At 46.3% G+C, this 18,320-nt stretch carries 19 protein-coding genes; 10 read left to right on the top strand and 9 right to left on the bottom strand.

Annotated features, from left to right (window positions below; genetic code table 11):
• Positions 1-29 precede the first annotated feature (29 nt).
• Positions 30-1,202, bottom strand: a complete 1,173-nt coding sequence (locus tag FTT63_RS03435) for an isovaleryl-CoA dehydrogenase (protein ID WP_005177068.1) — start codon at positions 1,200-1,202, stop codon at positions 30-32.
• A gap of 147 nt (positions 1,203-1,349) precedes the next feature.
• On the opposite strand from FTT63_RS03435, the gene FTT63_RS03430 reads away from it, so the two are divergent.
• The 5 genes from FTT63_RS03430 to FTT63_RS03410 all read left to right on the top strand — a co-directional run bounded on the left by FTT63_RS03430 (position 1,350) and on the right by FTT63_RS03410 (position 6,342).
• Positions 1,350-1,979, top strand: a complete 630-nt coding sequence (locus FTT63_RS03430) for a TetR/AcrR family transcriptional regulator (protein ID WP_005177074.1) — start codon at positions 1,350-1,352, stop codon at positions 1,977-1,979.
• 102 nt (positions 1,980-2,081) lie between these two features.
• A complete protein-coding gene (locus FTT63_RS03425) occupies positions 2,082-3,770 on the top strand; it encodes an AMP-binding protein (protein WP_104488771.1) in 1,689 nt (562 codons plus the stop codon).
• Between the two features lie 178 nt (positions 3,771-3,948).
• Positions 3,949-4,620 (top strand): class I SAM-dependent methyltransferase, encoded by a 672-nt coding sequence (locus FTT63_RS03420; RefSeq protein WP_180191990.1) that lies wholly within the window; start codon positions 3,949-3,951, stop codon positions 4,618-4,620.
• 63 nt (positions 4,621-4,683) lie between these two features.
• Positions 4,684-5,481: a thioesterase family protein gene (locus tag FTT63_RS03415; RefSeq protein ID WP_005177084.1), complete on the top strand. Its 798-nt coding sequence runs from the start codon at positions 4,684-4,686 to the stop codon at positions 5,479-5,481.
• Positions 5,482-5,565: 84 nt separating this feature from the next.
• Positions 5,566-6,342 carry a Rossmann-like and DUF2520 domain-containing protein gene (locus tag FTT63_RS03410; RefSeq protein ID WP_163146323.1) on the top strand — a complete coding sequence of 259 codons (777 nt, stop codon included), beginning with the start codon at positions 5,566-5,568 and terminating at the stop codon, positions 6,340-6,342.
• Positions 6,343-6,498: 156 nt separating this feature from the next.
• On the opposite strand, the gene trmB is transcribed toward FTT63_RS03410, so the two are convergent.
• Positions 6,499-7,215, bottom strand: coding sequence for a tRNA (guanosine(46)-N7)-methyltransferase TrmB (gene trmB, locus FTT63_RS03405; RefSeq protein WP_005177088.1), 717 nt, complete (start codon positions 7,213-7,215; stop codon positions 6,499-6,501).
• A gap of 221 nt (positions 7,216-7,436) precedes the next feature.
• Here trmB and FTT63_RS03400 point away from each other — a divergent pair, with 221 nt between their 5' ends.
• Positions 7,437-9,845 carry an ExeM/NucH family extracellular endonuclease gene (locus FTT63_RS03400; protein ID WP_168383127.1) on the top strand — a complete coding sequence of 803 codons (2,409 nt, stop codon included), beginning with the start codon at positions 7,437-7,439 and terminating at the stop codon, positions 9,843-9,845.
• A gap of 72 nt (positions 9,846-9,917) precedes the next feature.
• Here FTT63_RS03400 and FTT63_RS03395 read toward each other — a convergent pair whose 3' ends face one another.
• Complete coding sequence (locus FTT63_RS03395) at positions 9,918-11,363, bottom strand: SulP family inorganic anion transporter (RefSeq protein WP_180087868.1); 1,446 nt, start codon at positions 11,361-11,363, stop codon at positions 9,918-9,920.
• 218 nt (positions 11,364-11,581) lie between these two features.
• Here FTT63_RS03395 and FTT63_RS03390 point away from each other — a divergent pair, with 218 nt between their 5' ends.
• Positions 11,582-12,193: a glutathione binding-like protein gene (locus tag FTT63_RS03390; RefSeq protein WP_005177091.1), complete on the top strand. Its 612-nt coding sequence runs from the start codon at positions 11,582-11,584 to the stop codon at positions 12,191-12,193.
• 119 nt (positions 12,194-12,312) lie between these two features.
• Here FTT63_RS03390 and FTT63_RS03385 read toward each other — a convergent pair whose 3' ends face one another.
• From FTT63_RS03385 to FTT63_RS03365, 5 genes are all read right to left on the bottom strand, one after another.
• On the bottom strand, positions 12,313-13,098 hold the full coding sequence (locus FTT63_RS03385) for a thiazole synthase (RefSeq protein WP_152342325.1): 786 nt from the start codon (positions 13,096-13,098) through the stop codon (positions 12,313-12,315).
• 12 nt (positions 13,099-13,110) lie between these two features.
• The gene (gene thiS / locus FTT63_RS03380) at positions 13,111-13,308 is read right to left on the bottom strand and encodes a sulfur carrier protein ThiS (protein ID WP_005177095.1); all 198 of its coding nucleotides are present in this window, start codon (positions 13,306-13,308) and stop codon (positions 13,111-13,113) included.
• Between the two features lie 32 nt (positions 13,309-13,340).
• On the bottom strand, positions 13,341-13,706 hold the full coding sequence (locus FTT63_RS03375) for a DUF423 domain-containing protein (protein WP_005177099.1): 366 nt from the start codon (positions 13,704-13,706) through the stop codon (positions 13,341-13,343).
• A gap of 221 nt (positions 13,707-13,927) precedes the next feature.
• Entirely contained in the window at positions 13,928-14,797 is an 870-nt protein-coding gene (gene rpoH / locus FTT63_RS03370) for an RNA polymerase sigma factor RpoH (protein WP_005177101.1), read from the bottom strand.
• 136 nt (positions 14,798-14,933) lie between these two features.
• Positions 14,934-15,170 (bottom strand): sulfurtransferase TusA family protein, encoded by a 237-nt coding sequence (locus FTT63_RS03365; protein WP_016658363.1) that lies wholly within the window; start codon positions 15,168-15,170, stop codon positions 14,934-14,936.
• Between the two features lie 385 nt (positions 15,171-15,555).
• Here FTT63_RS03365 and FTT63_RS03360 point away from each other — a divergent pair, with 385 nt between their 5' ends.
• Together FTT63_RS03360 and rhlB are read left to right on the top strand one after the other, a co-directional pair.
• Positions 15,556-15,768, top strand: coding sequence for a cold-shock protein (locus tag FTT63_RS03360; protein WP_005177104.1), 213 nt, complete (start codon positions 15,556-15,558; stop codon positions 15,766-15,768).
• Between the two features lie 95 nt (positions 15,769-15,863).
• Positions 15,864-17,015 carry an ATP-dependent RNA helicase RhlB gene (gene rhlB / locus FTT63_RS03355; protein WP_005177106.1) on the top strand — a complete coding sequence of 384 codons (1,152 nt, stop codon included), beginning with the start codon at positions 15,864-15,866 and terminating at the stop codon, positions 17,013-17,015.
• A 112-nt stretch (positions 17,016-17,127) separates the two neighbouring features.
• On the opposite strand, the gene FTT63_RS03350 is transcribed toward rhlB, so the two are convergent.
• On the bottom strand, positions 17,128-17,508 hold the full coding sequence (locus FTT63_RS03350; protein WP_005177108.1) for a hypothetical protein: 381 nt from the start codon (positions 17,506-17,508) through the stop codon (positions 17,128-17,130).
• A gap of 224 nt (positions 17,509-17,732) precedes the next feature.
• On the opposite strand from FTT63_RS03350, the gene FTT63_RS03345 reads away from it, so the two are divergent.
• Positions 17,733-18,308, top strand: a complete 576-nt coding sequence (locus FTT63_RS03345; protein WP_034597478.1) for a nitroreductase family protein — start codon at positions 17,733-17,735, stop codon at positions 18,306-18,308.
• Positions 18,309-18,320 lie beyond the last annotated feature (12 nt).

Below are 18,320 nucleotides of genomic sequence, written 5' to 3'. Positions count from 1 at the left end.
CATCCTTGTCTATTCTTGTGATTTATTTTTTAGGCAGTTTCGTTAAACAGTTCGCGGCCAATCAGCATACGGCGAATTTCCGAGGTGCCTGCACCAATTTCATAGAGTTTGGCATCACGCCATAAACGTCCAGCAGAAAATTCATTGATATAACCGTTCCCACCTAGCGTCTGAATGGTTTCACCGGCCATCCAGGTGGCTTTTTCGGCTGCATATAAAATTGCGCTGGCAGCATCTTTACGCAGGCTGCGGCTATGCTCGGCTTTGTCACATTCTGCACCTACGGCATAGACCAGTGCCTTACATGCCAACCAGGTCGAATACATATCAGCAATTTTGCCTTGCATCAGCTGGAATTCGCCCAGTGCCTGACCAAACTGTTTACGCTCGTGGATATACGGAATCACGGTGTCTAGGCAGGCATCCATAATGCCCAGTGGGCCTGCGCTTAATACAGCACGTTCATAGTCCAGACCACTCATCAGCACTTTTACACCATTGCCGACACCGCCGAGGACGTTTTCTTTCGGTACGCGCACGTTGTCAAAGAACAGTGGATAGGTATTCGAGCCGCGCATGCCCAGTTTGTCCAGGTGCGTACCGTGGCTAAAGCCCGGCATGGTTTTTTCAATCAGGAAAGCGGTCATGCCTTTGGCGCCGGCTTGGGTATCAGTTTTGGCATAGACCACCAGCACATCTGCATCGCCACCGTTGGTGATCCACATTTTTGAACCGTTTAGCAGATAATGATCGCCCTGATCTTCAGCTTTGAGTTTCATGCTGACCACATCGGAGCCGGCATTCGGTTCTGACATGGCCAATGCGCCGACATATTCACCTGAAATCAGTTTCGGTAAATAGCGCTGTTTCTGTTCTTCGTTACCATTACGCTTAATTTGGTTCACACATAGGTTAGAATGTGCCCCGTAGGAAAGGCCAATAGATGCTGAGGCACGTGAAATTTCCTGCATGGCAATAATATGTGCCAGATAACCGAGGTTGGTGCCACCATATTCCTCACTTACGGTTAGACCGAGTAAACCCATGTCCCCAAACTTTTTCCAAAGATGAGCAGGGAATTCGTTGTCACGGTCGACCTGTTGAGCAATGGGTGCGATCTCTTTTGCACAAAATGCAGCAACTGAATCACGAAGGGCGATCAGTGTTTCATCCAAACCGAAATCCAAGCTTTGTAAATTCATTTCTTCATCCATCCTGCGGTTATATTTGTTGTTTCCAAAAAAGCATTTTTGTTGTGCTTGGTTTTTAACATACATCGAAAATTTAAAAAAGTGAACTAAAATTCACAAAATGATTTACAATTCATTTTATCTGGTTGAGAATAAGATATGAGTTATAAAAGATCATCATTGATGCAGGAACGAATGGAACAGAATCGCCTGTCGATTTTGCAGTCCGCTCGTGAACTAATTGCTCAAGGGGGCTTTAAAGAGGCGTCGATTCAGGCCATTGCGGAACGTGCCGGTGTATCTACCGGTCTGGTCTATCGATATTTCGAAAACAAAAGCCAGATTTTAATTGAAGTGTTGTCGAATGCGATTCAGCATGAGGTTGAAATTTTGAACCACATTGCCGGCTCGGATTTATCGCCAAAACAGAAATTGCAAAAATCTGTTACAACTTTTGTGAAGCGTGCCATGAACAGTCCCCAACTGGCGTATGCGCTCATGTTTGAACCGGTTGATCCGGAAATGGAACATGAACGTTTTCGCAGTAAACAGCTGATCAAGCAGAGCATTAAGGAAATTTTGGCTGAAGGAAAAGTCAATGGTGAGTTTGAGTTTGAAGATTTGAACACCGCCGCACTGGGCGTGGTTGGCTCTATGACTTTTGTGGTGATTGAACCTTTAAACCCATCTCGCAATGTGATGTTTGATCAAAACTATAAGGATTACTTTGTCAAACAGATTGCCGATTTTTGTGTGAATGCAGTACGTCGACAGGAGGGAAGTGAGTAAAAAACGATAAAAACGGCAGGGAAGACAGACAGGTAGTCGTGGTTCAAAAACAATTAGTAGAGTTGAAAATCAGAATTACAAAGAATCAAGGAGAACGATTCAATGACACAAGTACGGTTAAGCTACGCCTACGGAACGAGCAGCCAGCCTTTACTGGGCACAACGATTGGTGAAAAATTTGATCAGGCTTGCGCGCAATACGCCGAACAGGATGCGGTGGTCAGCCTGCATCAGAATGTGCGTTTGAGCTACCGGCAGTTGCAAGAGCAGGTGAATGCCTTTGCCTGCAGTTTGCTGAAACTGGGCTTTCAAAAAGGTGACCGTCTTGCAATCTGGTCGCCGAACTGCGTGGAATGGACCATTACCCAGTTTGCGGCCTTTAAAGCCGGCATTATTCTGGTGAACCTGAACCCGGCCTATAAAAGCAATGAGCTGGAATATGTACTGAATAAAGTGTCGTGTAAGGGACTGGTGATTGCCTCGCAGTTCAAGACCACCAATTATCAGGAGATTCTGACCAAAATTGCCCCGGAGCTGAACCAGGCAGCAAGCAAAGTGCTGAAAGCCGAGCGCCTGCCGCATCTGAAACATATTATTAAAATTGATGATCAGGAACATGCCGGATTACACCGCTTTCAGGATTTACTGACCCCGCCAAGCAAAAAAATGCTGCAAAAACTGCAGCAGATTTCTAGTGAATTGCAGTTTGATGAAACTATTAATATTCAGTTTACATCGGGCACCACCGGGAATCCGAAAGGCACCATGCTGACCCATAACAACATTTTAAATAATGGCTATTTTGTCGGTGAAGCAATTCATCTCAGCCCGGCAGATCGGGTCTGTATTTCAGTGCCGTTATTCCACTGTTTCGGGATGGTGATGGGGAACTTGGCCTGTATCACTCATGGTTCCACCATGGTTTATCCATCAGCCGTATTTAACCCGCTGGATACTTTAAAAGCCATTCAGCAGGAAAAATGTACCGCCGCTTATGGCGTACCGACCATGTTCATTGCCATTTTAGAGCATGAACAGTTTGATGAGTTTGACCTGTCAAGCTTGCGCACCGGTATTATGGCCGGCAGTCCATGTCCGCAGGAAATCATGCAGCGCGTGATTGACCGCATGCATATGTCGGAAATTACCATCTGCTATGGCATGACTGAAACAGCACCGGTAAGTGCGCAAAGTTCAACGGAAGATTCGGTGGAACGTCGCGTCAGTACCGTGGGCCGTGTCCATCCACATCTGGAAGTCAAAATTGTCGATGAAGAGGGCAAGGTGGTACCACGTGGACAGCTCGGTGAACTCTGTGTTCGCGGTTATTCGGTAATGCTCGGCTATTGGGAAGATCAGGAAAAAACCGCAGAAGTGATTGATGCTGCACGCTGGATGCATACCGGTGATATCGCTGAAATGGACGATGAAGGCTTTGTCAAAATTAAAGGCCGGATTAAAGATGTGGTGATTCGTGGCGGTGAAAACCTGTTCCCGAAAGAAATTGAAGATTTCCTCTATACCCATCCGGCGGTTTGCGATGTACAGGTGATTGGCGTACCTGACCATAAATATGGGGAAGAACTCTGCGCCTGCATTATCTTGCATGAAAACGACCCTTGCACAGAAGAAACCATTCGCCAGTACTGCGCCGAGCATATTTCACACAATAAAGTGCCACGTTATGTGCGTTTCTTTAGCGAGTTTCCAATGACGGCATCGGGTAAGGCGCAGAAGTTTAAGCTGCGTGAATTTATGCGTGAAGAGTTAAACCTAAAAGAAATTGCTTGATTCATGCAGGCATCTAATCACATGACAGGGCGACAGGGATATCGCCGGTCATGTGATTGAATCTCGGGAAAAATCAAATCAGAGCAAAATTGCTTTGCTTTCCGCGAGCTGTCATGACTTTCCAACAAGAATGATCTTCGCAAGTCTATTCAAGAGTCAGAGGTAGAGTGAGTTAAAGATGGCCAAAAACTTTCACAGTGAAGTCATTGTCGCCGGCTATGATGATCACATCCGTAAACTGATTCCCGGCTATGAACTGGTACATCAACAGATTGATGCCATTCTAACAGCAGAATTACCGGAAACTGCGCATATTCTGGTGGTCGGGTGCGGGACAGGCTATGAGCTGACCTATTTATTGGCGCATCATCCACAGTGGCAGATTACCGCCATTGATCCCTCCCATGCCATGCTGGAACAGGCACAAAATACGATCCGCTCAATTGCAGGTGCCGAGCGGGTGCACTTTATTCAGGCCGATACCCAGAGTTTAGAGTCCCCTCAGCCTTTTGATGCGGCACTGGCCATTCTGGTGGCGCATTTTATTCCCATGCCGGCCAAAGCCGATTTTTTTCAGGACATCTGCCAGCGCTTAAAACCGGGTGGTGTGTTCCTCAGTTATGACCTGATGCAGCCTGAAACATTGGCTGAACAGCAAGTGCTGCAGCATGTAGCGGTGCAACAGGGCTTAACAGTGAGGCAGAGTGAAAAGATGATTGCACATCTGGATGATGATTTTGAACTGGTTTCGGCTGAACAGACCAAAGACGTATTAACAAAAGTCGGATTTAAAAGTTGCAGGGTTTATTGTCAAATCATGAATTATTATGGTTTTTTTGCACGAAAATAAACGAAACAGAGGCTACACAGGCAGGTAGCACACAGACCAAAGAGCAAGGAAGTAGGGAAAATAATGTCGGCATATTACAGTTTTATCAGACGTGAACAGCATGCAGATGGTAGCAGCACAGCTTATTATGAATCGAATATTCATGCTCAGGGCGCGTGGAATCCGCATGAGCAGCATATGGCACCTGCCACCGGTATTCTCTGTGCAGAGCTGGAGCAGTTCCAGCCACGTGCAGAAATGCGCATTGGCCGGGTCGGGCTGGATATTTTTGGTTTGATTGCCTTTGGTGAATTTTCGATTACCACCCGCATGATTCGCCCGGGCAAAACCATTGAACTGATTGAAGCGGAAATGTGTGCCAATGGCAAAACCTGTATTGTGGCGCGTGCCTGGAAAATGCTGACTTCCGACACTCGTGCCATTGCCGGTCTGGAAGATTTACCGGCAGAAAGTCCGGACTATTTACCCGAGTGGGATGGCATGCGCTGCTGGCCAGGCGGCTATATTCAAAGTATTCAGACCCGTGCCCATCTGGACCATCGTCCGGGCAAAGGCATTGTCTGGCTCAGTAATCAGCTTGAAATGATTGACGGCCAGCCGACGTCCGATTTTACCCGCCTGATGGGCATGGTAGATACTGCCAATGGCGTGGTGCCACGTCAGGACCCGAATGCCGGTTGGGGCTTTCCAAATTTGGATCTGCAAATTCATCTGCACCGCTTGCCGCAAGGCCAGTGGCTGGGACTGGAAGTGGTACAACAATATGGTGAAGATGGTATTGGTCTGACCAGCGGCATTCTGCATGATGTTCATGGGCCATTTGGACGCAGTGAACAGATTCTGACCTTAAGAAAGTTCTAAAACTGGCTCAGGTCTATCAGGACGAATTGATTCGTCCTTTTTTTATTGGCATGCTGTGGGCAGTTCAAAATATAGATGAAACAGATGCGAATCGGGATTATTGGCGCGGGACGGGTAGCACATCATCTGGCACAGGCTTTGAGTGCACGGCACCAGATAGTACAGATTTATAGCCGCAGTTTGGATAAGGCAGCGCAGCTGGCACAGCAGGTACAGGCCAGTGCAATTCATAGCCCTGAACAGTTTGATGCAACATTAGACTTGGTGATCATTGCGGTGAGTGATCAATCCATTGCCGCGGTAATTGAGCAGGTGCATCCTCATTTGCCTGAAGTGCTGATGGTCCATACCTCCGGCAGTACTGCAATGCAGCTGTTGCAGCAGGTACATGCACGTGCCGGAGTATTTTATCCGCTGCAAACCTTTAGTCTGGAACGTGAGATTGACTGGAGTCAGACCCCTGTATTTATTGAAGCGGCAGATGAAGACGATCAGGCTGTATTATTGCAGCTGGCCAATGAACTCAGTCAGCGGGTCTATGCCTATAGCTCCGAGCAGCGTCTGAGCCTGCATCTGGCCGCGGTGTTTGCTTGTAATTTCAGTAATTATTGTTATGACATAGCCCGGCAAATTGTTGATGTCCAGCAGGTCGATTTTAGTCTGCTGTATCCGTTAATGCTGGAAACGGCGCAGAAGGCCACCCAGGCCGATCCTAAAACCATGCAGACCGGCCCGGCCATGCGTGGTGATCAGAATATTTTACAGATGCATCAGCAGTTATTGGCTGATGCGCAGCGACCTGATTTACAGGCGGTCTATCAACTATTCAGCCAGCAGATTTTAGAACGTCATCAGTCATAAACCATTGTTGTTATCTTCGGTTTTATACTGGTTAATCGAGTCGTTGATCTGATCTTTTAAATCACTTTTGACTGGTAGATCATCTATTTTGTCTAATCTCAAGATAGGGACGTATAAAAAAAGCGCTGAGATTTCAGCGCTTTTTCAACTTTGTGATTAAGAAATTTTCTTAAAGATAAAGTCGTTAATCTTGTGACCGGCTTCAATACCGCGGCGTTCAAATTTGGTTTGCGGGCGCCATTCCGGACGTGGATAGCTGTTGCCTTTGCCTGCCAGGTTTTCTAAACGTGAACGGTTGTCCAGCACGTCCAGCATCCATTCTGCATACGGTTCCCAGTCAGTTGCTGCATGGAAAGTACCGCCCATTTCCAGTTTTTGTTCAATCAGTTCCATACGCTCATCCACCACAAAGCGGCGTTTGAAGTGGCGTTTCTTTTGCCATGGGTCCGGGAAGTACAGTTGCACGGTGTTAATGCTGTTGTCTGGCATTTCACGCAGCACCTGAATTGCATCGGCATCCAGTACGCGCAGGTTGCTTAAACCGGCTGTGCCTGCTTCATATACGCACTGGGCAATACCCGGCACATGCACTTCAATACCCACAAAGTTACGCTCCGGATTGGCCTGCGCCATTAAGACCAGTGAACGGCCCATTCCAAAACCGATTTCTACCGTTAAAGGACGTTCTGGATGTTCAAAATGCTGACGTAAATCGCCAACCGGATATTCCAAAATTAGGTGACCATATTGTTCAAGCGCAGTACGTTGAGAGGTGTTGAGTGGTGAGGAACGACGCATAAACGTCACAATTTCACGGTGCTCGTTTAAGTTGTCCAGCTCGACGACTTGCTGGTCTAATTGATCATTCGACATAACTTTGGCAATCGTAAAAAATTCAAATGCGGTATTTTAAGTCCTGAGCAGTTGAAGTCAAATTTTTTCATGCATTGCGCTATTTTTTTCACGGCAGCTGTCATGAAAATGCAGAAATAGTTTCATCAAATGTTCATACATCTGTCATGTCTAAAAAATAGCCTGAATAAGCTTTAACAACTGATAAAAAAACAATGAAATTACATACTTTATGCTGGGCCATGGCACTCATGGGTTGTGGATTTTCTGCACATGCAGAGCTGATGTTCAGTCAATATGTCGATGGTACGTCGAATCGTAAGGGACTGGAGATTTATAACCCTGATGCGACAGCGGCCGATTTATCTCAGTATCAAATCAAGATTTTTTCCAATGGCTCAACCACAGCCGGACTGACGGTATCTTTAGAGGGAGTGTTGCCGGCCAAAGCTGAATATCTGGTCGGGCGAAGTGAATTGGAGCTGGTGCTGGGCGATCTGGTCAAAAAAATTGCAAGTCTGAATTTTAATGGTAATGATGCGGTTGTGCTGTATAAGCATAATACACCGGTCGATCGTTTTGGTGTGCTTGGACAGACTACGAGTTGGGCAGAGGGCACCAGTTTAAGCCGCAATAAAACCACGCATAGTGTTAGCTCAGTGGACCCAACAGCACCTTTTGATGTGAACAGTGAATGGATGGCCTGGTCTGACCGGAATGCTTTTAGTCAGTATTTGCTGCCAGAAGGAGAGCAGCCACCGCCTGTGACGGAAACGATTAGCTGTAGCAGTAGTGATACCGCCATTGCCGATTTGCACAGTGCCAGCAAGAACCAGATCTATACCGTGCGTGGGGTGATGACCGCAGATTATCGTTATAGCAATGGTTTTTCCGGTTTTTATCTGCAAACGCCAGATAGCAAAGCCAAGCCAAACCTGAATAATGCGATTTTTGTTTATATTCCGGCCAGCAGCCAGATCAAAGGTGGTCAGGTTGGGGAAGAGGTGATTTTACGCGGTCGCCTCACTAGCTATCAAAACCAGCTGCAGCTGGACCAGCTGACTCAGGATATTCAAACCTGTAATCCGCAAGCGGCAAGCTGGGTAGCACCAAAAACGGTAAATTTACCATTTGAAAGCCTGACGGATATGCAGCAGCATGCACCGCAGCGTTATCAGGGTGCACTGGTTAAACTGCCGCAAACTCTGACCGTCAGTGAAAACTATAATTATGGCCGTTATGGCGAGCTGGCCCTAAGCCTTGGGCGTTTATATATGCCGACCAATCTGTATCCGGCCAAATCCGACGAAGCACTCAGCCTGGCCAAACAAAACCTGCTGTCGAAAATTATTCTGGATGATGGCTATAACAACCAGAACCGGACGCCGTGGTTGCCGCTGAACTTTAATGCGCAAAATACCTTAAGAGCCGGCTATGAGCTGCAAAATGTAGAAGGGATTTTGGAATATCGTTTTAACCAGTGGCGTATTCAGCCTGTTCAGGGCAGAACCTTGCCGAATATCGTGGCAGACAAAAATGAGCGCAGCAGCGTCAGCGCCAAAAATACTGCCCAGATTCGTGCTGCGGCCTTTAATGTCCTGAACTATGACAATGGGGCGGCACAAGGCTTCCCGACCGAGCGCGGTGCAAAAACCAAAGCAGAGTTCGACAAGCAGCATCAGAAAATTGTCAGTGCCTTAAAAGCCATTGATGCCGATGTCTATGGCCTGAATGAAATTGCCAACAATGGTTATGGCCCAGACAGCGCCATTGCCTATTTAACCCAAAGTCTGGGGCCAGACTGGAAGTATGTGACACCGCCAAATGCAGATCGCTTGGGCACCGATACCATTGCCGTAGCCATGATTTATAACAGCAAACGCCTGACGCCGGTGAATGCCGCTGCCGTATTTGATGATGGTACACAATTGAATCGTGTCACCATGGCGCAAAGTTTTAAACCTGTGGCGGGTGGCGAAAGCTTTACCGTGGTGCCGCAGCATCTAAAATCCAAAGGTAGCTGTCCTGATACCGGCCTAGATGCAGATCAGGGCGATGGCCAGGGCTGCTGGAATAGCACCCGTGTGACCGCAGTACAGAAATTAATGCAATGGTTGGTGGCCAATCCAACCAAAGTAACGCAGCCCAATGTCCTGATTCTGGGCGACTTAAACAGTTATGCCAAAGAAGATCCGATTTTGGCGCTGGAAAAGGCCAACTATAAAAATCTGTTTAATGATGAAAAAATCGGACAGGGCAAACAGGCTTATAGTTATGTGTTTGGTGTAGCCAGTAATACCCAGGGCTATGGCGGCGCCGGTAATTTAGACCATGCCATTGCCGATGCACAATTGTATCCACGGGTTAAACGTGCTTTTGCATGGGCCATTAATGCCGATGAACCGACGGCACTGGCCTATAACGAAGACTATAAAACCGCCGAGCAGATTCAGGCCTTTTATAGCCCGGATGCTTTCCGTTCATCTGACCACGACCCGATTATTATTGATCTGGACCTGGTAGATGCACCGGCAGAGCCAAAGCCAGCGGAAGACTCCAAAGCGGATACCCATGGGGGGAGTACCGGTCTATGGTCATTATTGGGATTATTCGGGCTGAGTGCTGCGGCTTGGTTACGTCGCCGTAAATAAGGCGGGTATTGATCTGCCATAAAAAACGCCTGATTATCAGGCGTTTTTTCTTTAGGCAGTTTTTATTCAAGCTTAATTCGGACTTAATTTATCAATCAGGGTGTCACTGGCTTCATTTAAGCCAATCAGCTCGACCTGAATCCCGCGAGCTTCAAATTTCTGCACCACAGTATTTAGCATATTGACCGAGGTTAAATCCCAAATATGCGCATGAGTCAGATCAATCTGCACCTGCTGCAGATTTTCCTTAAAGTTAAAGAACTGGAAAAACTTGTCCGAGCTGCTAAAGAAAATCTGTCCGGTAATCTGATAACGGCGTGTATCCTGTACGCGTTCAGACTGAACTTTGACTTCACTTTCCAGCTTATTCACCAGGAATAAGGCCGACAGCAATACCCCAACGAAAACACCCAAGGCCAGGTTGTGTGTGGCCAGTACAATCGCCACCACGGTCAGCATCACAATATTACTTTGCTTTGGATGCTTGCTAAAGTTACGCACCGAATCCCAGTTAAAGGTGGTAAAGGCCACCATAATCATAATCGCCACCAGCGCCGCCATTGGAATATAAGCCAGCCAGTCTTTAAAGAACACCACCAGACACAGCAGGAAAACGCCGGCGACCAAAGTAGAAAGACGGGTACGCGCACCAGAGCTGACGTTAATAATCGACTGGCCAATCATGGCACAGCCGGCCATCCCGCCCATAAAACCGCTGACAATATTGGCATAGCCCTGACCACGACATTCCTGATGACGGTCACCTTCAGTTTCCGTCACTTCATTCACAATGGTGGTGGTCATCATGGTTTCCAGTAAACCCACTGTCGCAAGGGTGATGGAATAGGGGAAAATAATCGCCAGTGTTTCAAAATTCAGCGGAATTTCAGGAATTAAAAATACCGGTAAGGTGTCTGGAAATTGTCCCAGATCACTCACCGTACGCATATCGGCACCCAAAAACAGCGCCAGCAGACTCAGCACAATAATGCAGATTAAGGGTGAGGGCACCGCCTTGCCAATTTTAGGCAGATAGGGAAACAGATAAACTACCGCCAGCCCCAGGCCGACAAAGACATAGCCCCACAGATCCATTTGCATCAGCTCTGGAAGTTGCGCGACAAAAATTAAAATCGCCAGCGCATTCACAAAACCATAGACCACCGATTGCGACACAAAACGCATCAGCTTGGCCACTTTAAAATAGCCGGCCACCACCTGAATGATTCCAGTCAGCACCGTTGCCGCCAGCAAATATTGCAGCCCGTGCTCTTTGACCAGGGTAATCATCAGTAGCGCCATGGCACCTGTCGCGGCCGAAATCATTGCCGTGCGGCCACCAAAAAATGCAATAGTCACAGCAATGCAGAAGGAGGCATATAGGCCAACTTGTGGATCGACGCCGGCAATCGCAGAAAAGGCAATGGATTCAGGAATCAGGGCCAGCCCCACCACCAGACCGGCCAGCACATCGGTCCGGATATTGGAAAACCACTCTTCTTTTTTCAGACTAATCACAATCGGCTTTTCATGAAACTTTAAAGGCGACTATGGTAAAACAAATGAAGTGAAAAAAGCAGCCGCAATCCACTTGAAAAAGCGCCGCGCTTGCTCAATATTGAAAAGGTAAATGTTTTTTACGCATTTACGCTTTTTTGCAATTTACAGGTTCGATCACTTGAAAGTTTGTTAGAAGCCATTTAAAACAGTTAGTAGTTATATAACAAGGATCAGATATGAAGCTTTATTATTCACCGGGTGCATGTTCTTTAGCGGCCCATATTATTTTAAATGAAATTAATGTAGATTTTGATTTAGAACGTGTCGACCTGAAAACCCATAAAACCGAAAAAGGTCATGATTATTACGAAATTAATCCAAAAGGCTATGTTCCGGCGCTTGAGATTAATCCAGGTCTAATTCTGACCGAGAACGTGGCAATTTTACCGTTTCTGGCCCAGCACGATCCAAAACAAGATTTAATTCCGCCATCTGGCATGGGCCGTGCCAAAGTGCTGGAATGGTTAGGTTATCTGAATTCGGAACTGCATGATGCCTACGCAGTATTCTTCGGTGGCCAGTTAACCGATGATGAAAAAAATAAAGCCTATGCTGAAATTGACCGTCTGTTAAGTTATATTGATAAAACCATTGGTGAATCAGACAATGAATATCTGGTCGATGATAACTTTGGCCCGGCCGATGCCTATTTATTCGTACTGACCAACTGGTCGAACCATATTCATCATGATTTAACCCCATATACCCATATTATTGCGCTACGCAATAAAGTGGCCGAGCGTCAATCGGTGCAGATTGCCATGCGTGATGAAGGCTTGATTCCTTGATCCAGGTTTAAAAACCGCAATAAAAAAGGACTCAAGCAGAGTCCTTTTTTCATGTTTAGCTTTTAAATCAAGTGAAACCTGAAGGAGTAACTTATCTCTCAGCACAGATAATATCCGGATTATTTAAAGAAATAACCGGTTTCTGGCGAGCTGGCATTGGCCATACGTTTACGCGGCATCCGGCCTGCCAGATAGGCTTCACGACCTGCTTCAACTGCTTTACGCATTGCCGAAGCCATCAGGACCGGACTTTGCGCTGCTGCAATTGCAGTATTCATTAACACGCCATCACAGCCCAGTTCCATGGCAATTGCTGCATCACTGGCGGTGCCGACACCCGCATCGACCAGTACCGGTACTTTGGCATTTTCTTTAATAATAGAAATGGTATGCGGGTTTAAAATCCCCAGTCCTGAACCAATTAAGCTGCCTAAAGGCATAATTGCCACACAGCCCATGCTTTCCAGTTCTTGTGCCACAATCGGATCATCCGAGGTGTAGACCATAATCTCGAAACCATCATCAATAAGCGTACGCGCTGCCTTTAAGGTTTCGGTGATGTTTGGATACAGGGTTTTTTCATCGCCCAGTACTTCCAGTTTTACCAGATTGTGACCATCGAGCAGTTCACGTGCCAGCATACAGGTACGCACTGCACTGTTGGCATCAAAACAGCCGGCTGTATTTGGCAAAATGGTATATTTTTCTGGTGGAATCACAGACAGCAAATTTGGCTGATCGGGATGCTGACCAATATTCACGCGACGAATAGCAACAGTTACAATTTCCGCACCGCTGGCCTGAATGGCCAGATCTGTTTCCTGCAGATCTTTATATTTTCCCGTGCCCACCAGCAAGCGCGAGTTAAAAGTGCGTGAACCGATTTTAAGTAGGGTGTCTTCCATACGTGCTCCGTCTTAGCCGCCGCCAACGGCATGAATAATTTCAATGCGGTCTTGATCATGAATAGGGGTGCTTTCCAGTCGGCTTTTCGGCACAATCATCTCGTTTTGTTCTACCGCAAAACGTTTGCCTTCCAACGCCAGTTGTTGCACCAGTTCTAGTAAATTATGGCACTGTGTCTGTTGTAATTCGCCGTTTAAATAAATGTGCATACCTGCAGTTTCCTAGCTGTTCCGTTCCCGAATTATCGGGCATATTTCATGGCATTCCAGGCCAGTACCAGCCAGCCGGCAATCATTAGCGCACCGCCAATTGGGGTAATGGCCCCCAGACCGCGCGGCAAACCTAGCGCCATCACATACAATGAGCCACAGAAAAACACAATCCCGACCTGAATCAGCAGGAAGCTGGCTTTAATGGGAAATTGAGTCATGACTTTGGCCAGAATCGCCAGTGCCAATAATCCGAGGGCATGATAGAAAAAATAATCAGTCGCTGTTTGCCACCACGCCAGTTGAGCTTCTGTTGCGCGTGCTTTTAAGCCATGTGCCCCAAATGCACCTAACATCACCGCAAGTGCTAAATTAAGGGCAGAAATTGCAATCCACATAGCAAGAATGACCTGAGTAAATTTGCGCTCAACCTTAACATTTTTCCGGGCAACGAGAAAGTGAAAAACTTTCACCCTGAAATGTGGTATTGAATCCAGCTTTTTGATTTTAGGGGGGAAGAAAATGGATTTCTTTAAGATCATCGCCCGGTTTCAGCAAGCACAGACAGCAAAAAAGGGCAGATCGCCCTTTTTTAACTTTAGCACTCTGGAATCATCACTTAGTTAGATGACATTGCCACTTTAATTTTTTCCATGGCATTTTTTTCAAGCTGGCGAATACGCTCCGCAGAAACATTATATTCAGCTGCTAGTTCATGCAGGGTCGATTTATCATCATCTAACCAGCGACGCTGCAAGATATTACGCGAACGGTCATCCAGCTGCTCCATGGCTTCATGCAGGGCAGAGGTGCTTTGTGCCTCATAATCTTCATCTTCGACCAGACGGGCCGGATCGTAACGGTTATCTTCTAAATAAAGCGCCGGCGCAACATGGGTAGTGTTTTCACTTTCATCATCATTTTGCGCTTCGAAAGCCGCGTCATAAGCGGTCAGACGGCCTTCCATTTCCAGGACCTGTTCCGGAGTGACATTCAGGTCGTTGGCAATCGATTTGGCTTCTTCCAGCGTCAGTTTTTTGCTGGATTTTTTCAGGCTGCGTAAATTAAAGAACAGTTTACGCTGTGCCTTGGTGGTGGCAATTTTAACAATACGCCAGTTACGGATCACATATTCGTGAATCTCGGCTTTAATCCAGTGCACGGCAAATGACACCAGACGCACGCCCATATTCGGGTCGAAGCGTTTCACGGCCTTCATTAGACCGAGGTTGCCTTCCTGAATCAGGTCGCCTTGTGGCAAACCATAACCTGCATAACTACGCGCAATATGGACTACAAATCGCAAATGCGACATGACCAGCATTTTTGCTGCATCTAAATCTTGATCGTAATAATAACGTTCAGCTAACTCTTTTTCTTGTTCAGCCGTTAAAATAGGAATTTGATTGACGGTACTAATATAAGCACCGAGATTTACGCCTGGCGCAGATAATGACAGGGGCATCAACTGATTGCGGCTGTCACTCATGAGTTCTCCTTATAGGATCGGTGGGTCGTATTACCTGTAAATTTCATCTTAATACCAATATCCTTGCAAATTAAGGAAAAAAGGTAGAGAAATGTAAAGTTTTATGCCAATGCATGCTGTTTACTTTAATTGAAAATTATTTAATTTCAATAAAGTAATGAAACTCGTTGGCAGAAATTTGTGTCAATTCACAGCCGTACTGGTGAATCTGACAATAGCGGCTGACATCTTGCTGACTATGCGGGTCAGAGGACTTGAGCAGAAAGTGTCCGGCGCCGGTTTTTTTTAAAGCGCGTTTTAGCATCAGTAAGGGCATGGGGCAGGGTTGTCCCATCGCATCAATGATGATCATTTCATCGACAGAGTTGTCCATAATCTGCTTCAATCGGGTCTTTAAAAAAGGACTCAAAATATTAGCAAATTTGGTGCCAAATCTAAAGTTTATTTGCGGTTTTTATCAAAATATAACATTGAAAAATCTTGAATTAACTTTGTCAAAAAAAGCATGAATTCTGAATAAGATAAATCAAAAAAAATCTATTATTTGTCATAAACCCGTGTTAAGCTCGATGCGTATTTAGGATTTGAGATAGGCAGTTGTTGTTTGTCGCCCTATTACAAATTGGATGTAACCGGGATTTTGTTAATAGTTATACAGAATGATTACAAGCTTAGAAATAAAAATATTTTTAAACTTTGTTTACTCTGCTGTTTGCAACACCGGGTGGTCCTTCTTTTTAATCAATGAGGATTAACTTATGACAGCTCGTGAACAAGGCGTAGTTAAATGGTTCAACGACACTAAAGGTTTTGGCTTTATTCAACGTAACGGCGGCGACGATGTATTCGTTCACTTCCGTGCGATTCAAGGCGAAGGCCACCGTTCACTTCGTGACGGTCAACGTGTTGAGTTCAGCGTAGTTAAAGGTCAAAAAGGCTTCCAAGCGGAAGAAGTACAACCTTTAGACTAATCGTTGGATTAATCTGAAAAACGCTCCATCTATTGGGGCGTTTTTTGTTTATAATATGATACGTTTTTGTGATTAATAAGTTAGAGCACATTTTTATGTCATCTGGTTTTGAAACCTTAAATTTACATCCGAAACTGAGACAAGCTATTGCGGCCTTAGGTTTTAAGGAAATGACGCCCATTCAGCAAAAGGTTTTAAAATTTACTTTGGCTGGACATGATGCCATTGGTCGCGCCCAGACCGGTACCGGCAAAACCGCTGCCTTCCTCATTAGCGTAATCAATGACTTATTGAATAATCCGGTGAAAGAGCAGCGTTTCCGTGGTGAGCCGCGTGCCCTGATTCTGGCACCGACGCGTGAACTGGCCTTACAGATTGAAAGCGATGCCAAAGAGCTGGTGAAGTTTACCGACCTACATGTAGTGACCTTGTTGGGCGGTGTCGATTTTGACAAGCAAAAAGCGCAGCTGGATAAAAACTTTGTCGACATTATGGTCGCGACCCCGGGTCGTCTGATTGACTTTGTCGAGCAAAAAGAAGTCTGGCTGGATCAGCTGGAATTTCTGGTGATTGATGAAGCCGACCGTTTACTGGATATGGGCTTTATTCCATCGGTAAAACGGATTGTGCGTTTTTCACCGCGTAAAGAGCAGCGCCAGACTTTAATGTTCTCAGCCACTTTTAGCTATGATGTGCTGAATCTGGCCCAGCAATGGTTATTTGAACCGGTGACTGTCGAAATTGAACCGGAAAAGAAAACCAATGCCGATGTCGAGCAGCGCGTATATATGGTGTCGAATTCAGACAAATATAAACTGCTGCAAGATATTTTGCGCGACGAGCCGATTGAAAAAGTCATGATCTTTGCCAACCGCCGCGATCAGGTGCGCCGTCTGTATGACCATCTGAAACGTGATGGCTATAAAGTGGTGATGCTATCTGGTGAAATTGCCCAGGATAAACGCCTGAAAATGCTGGACCAGTTTAAAAATGGCAAACACAACATCATGATTGCCACCGATGTCGCCGGACGCGGCATTCACGTCGATGGCGTGTCGCATGTGGTGAACTTTACCTTGCCAGAACAATCAGATGACTACGTGCACCGTATTGGCCGTACTGGTCGTGCTGGTACGCGTGGGGTCAGTATTAGTTTCCTGGCCGAAGATGATGCTTTCTATTTGCCAGAAATTGAAAAAGCCATCGGACAAAAACTGCCATTAACCCGTTTAGATGGTTATTGCTAGACTTTACTATGTCGTGTTGTTGCTGAGGCAGCTACCCGCATCAAAATGAAAAAATGGATCAGCTCCAAAGGACCTGATCCATTTTTTATTGCATCTTTTGATTACGTTCAGATTAGTTGGCCTGACAGCGGAAGGTGAGTACGGTCTGATAATCATCATCCTGTGCCAGCTGGGCATTACGACCCGAGATGGTGCCGAGCACAGTCGCGGCAGCCTGAATCATCTGTCCGGTCTGTTCATCGACCACGCCTTTTAAAGCGCCGTTATAAGTGGTCTGTTCATCGACCACCACCGGTGTAGCGCGGCTACCACAGGTTTTGTTGGCCGCACTAATTGCGTTGTTTTTGGAGATGATATTGCTTTTACCTAAACCGGTGACTTCGTACTGATTATTTTCTTTCTGAATTGCCAGCGAAGAGGTCGGGTTTGAAGCACAGGCGGTCAAAAATAGCGCAGCGGTGGCTGCAGCACTTAAACCAATCAGCTTGTTCATGTGTGGTCCCCATATTTTATTTGTTGAATCAGTCATCTATCTAAACATATCTGCACTTTTAGAGTTTGTAGAAGCTGTAAAGAAATGCAGTTTTATATAGTGGCTCTGTGACAGACAAGCCGGCCATTAAAACTCAGGATTTATACAAATAACCCAACGCAAATAGAGTAAATTCTGTGGTTTATGCTAATCTTGAGGCAGATTTTATAGATAGATATAAGCCAATGACGGATACAATGGAAGCTACGGTTCATCAGAATATTCATCAACGTCAGTCGATTGGGCATCTGGTCGAGCCGGCACCGAATGCAGCGCAGCTGGAGCGTGCCTTTCAGGCCGCCTTGACCGCGCCTGATCATCATCGTTTAAAACCGACCCGTTTTGTGGTGATTCCGGCAGAGCGCCGCGAAGCTTTTGGCGAGTTGCTGGTACAGGCTCTGGCCGATTTAGGCCAGACCGATGCGGTGCAGCTGGAACGTGTGAAACATCATCCTTTCCGGGCGCCATTACTGGTGCTGGCACTGACCAAATTCCAGCCGCATCCTAAAGTTCCGGATTTTGAGCAGACCTTAAGTACCGGGGCGGCGGTACAGAATTTCCTGCTGTCTTTACAGGCACAAGGCTTTGCCAGCATGTGGCGCAGTGGTGCCGTGGTTGAATCAAAATTATTGAAAAAAGCTTTGAAATTAAATGAAGATGATTTAATTTCAGGCATCATCTATATTGGAACTGCCGCAAAAGCGATTGCGCCGCGTGCGGACATTCAGACTGACGCCTATGTCAGTTACTGGACGGAATAAGCATCGCATACG

Source organism: Acinetobacter sp. C15 (assembly GCF_013420645.1).
GTDB classification, from domain to species: domain Bacteria; phylum Pseudomonadota; class Gammaproteobacteria; order Pseudomonadales; family Moraxellaceae; genus Acinetobacter; species Acinetobacter indicus.
The sequence above is the reverse complement of the archived record's forward strand: the minus strand, read 5'-3'. Positions and strand labels throughout refer to the sequence as shown.

Coding starts and splice junctions, on each gene's coding strand:
- FTT63_RS03435 (WP_005177068.1), bottom strand. CDS start 1,202: ATGAATTTACAAAGCTTGGATTTCGGTTTGGATGAAACACTGATCGCC.
- trmB (WP_005177088.1), bottom strand. CDS start 7,215: ATGTCGAATGATCAATTAGACCAGCAAGTCGTCGAGCTGGACAACTTA.
- FTT63_RS03425 (WP_104488771.1), top strand. CDS start 2,082: ATGACACAAGTACGGTTAAGCTACGCCTACGGAACGAGCAGCCAGCCT.
- FTT63_RS03350 (WP_005177108.1), bottom strand. CDS start 17,508: ATGAACAAGCTGATTGGTTTAAGTGCTGCAGCCACCGCTGCGCTATTT.
- FTT63_RS03345 (WP_034597478.1), top strand. CDS start 17,733: ATGACGGATACAATGGAAGCTACGGTTCATCAGAATATTCATCAACGT.
- rpoH (WP_005177101.1), bottom strand. CDS start 14,797: ATGAGTGACAGCCGCAATCAGTTGATGCCCCTGTCATTATCTGCGCCA.
- thiS (WP_005177095.1), bottom strand. CDS start 13,308: ATGCACATTTATTTAAACGGCGAATTACAACAGACACAGTGCCATAAT.
- FTT63_RS03420 (WP_180191990.1), top strand. CDS start 3,949: ATGGCCAAAAACTTTCACAGTGAAGTCATTGTCGCCGGCTATGATGAT.
- FTT63_RS03415 (WP_005177084.1), top strand. CDS start 4,684: ATGTCGGCATATTACAGTTTTATCAGACGTGAACAGCATGCAGATGGT.
- FTT63_RS03360 (WP_005177104.1), top strand. CDS start 15,556: ATGACAGCTCGTGAACAAGGCGTAGTTAAATGGTTCAACGACACTAAA.
- FTT63_RS03400 (WP_168383127.1), top strand. CDS start 7,437: ATGGCACTCATGGGTTGTGGATTTTCTGCACATGCAGAGCTGATGTTC.
- rhlB (WP_005177106.1), top strand. CDS start 15,864: ATGTCATCTGGTTTTGAAACCTTAAATTTACATCCGAAACTGAGACAA.
- FTT63_RS03375 (WP_005177099.1), bottom strand. CDS start 13,706: ATGTGGATTGCAATTTCTGCCCTTAATTTAGCACTTGCGGTGATGTTA.
- FTT63_RS03410 (WP_163146323.1), top strand. CDS start 5,566: ATGCGAATCGGGATTATTGGCGCGGGACGGGTAGCACATCATCTGGCA.
- FTT63_RS03390 (WP_005177091.1), top strand. CDS start 11,582: ATGAAGCTTTATTATTCACCGGGTGCATGTTCTTTAGCGGCCCATATT.
- FTT63_RS03365 (WP_016658363.1), bottom strand. CDS start 15,170: ATGGACAACTCTGTCGATGAAATGATCATCATTGATGCGATGGGACAA.
- FTT63_RS03430 (WP_005177074.1), top strand. CDS start 1,350: ATGAGTTATAAAAGATCATCATTGATGCAGGAACGAATGGAACAGAAT.
- FTT63_RS03385 (WP_152342325.1), bottom strand. CDS start 13,098: ATGGAAGACACCCTACTTAAAATCGGTTCACGCACTTTTAACTCGCGC.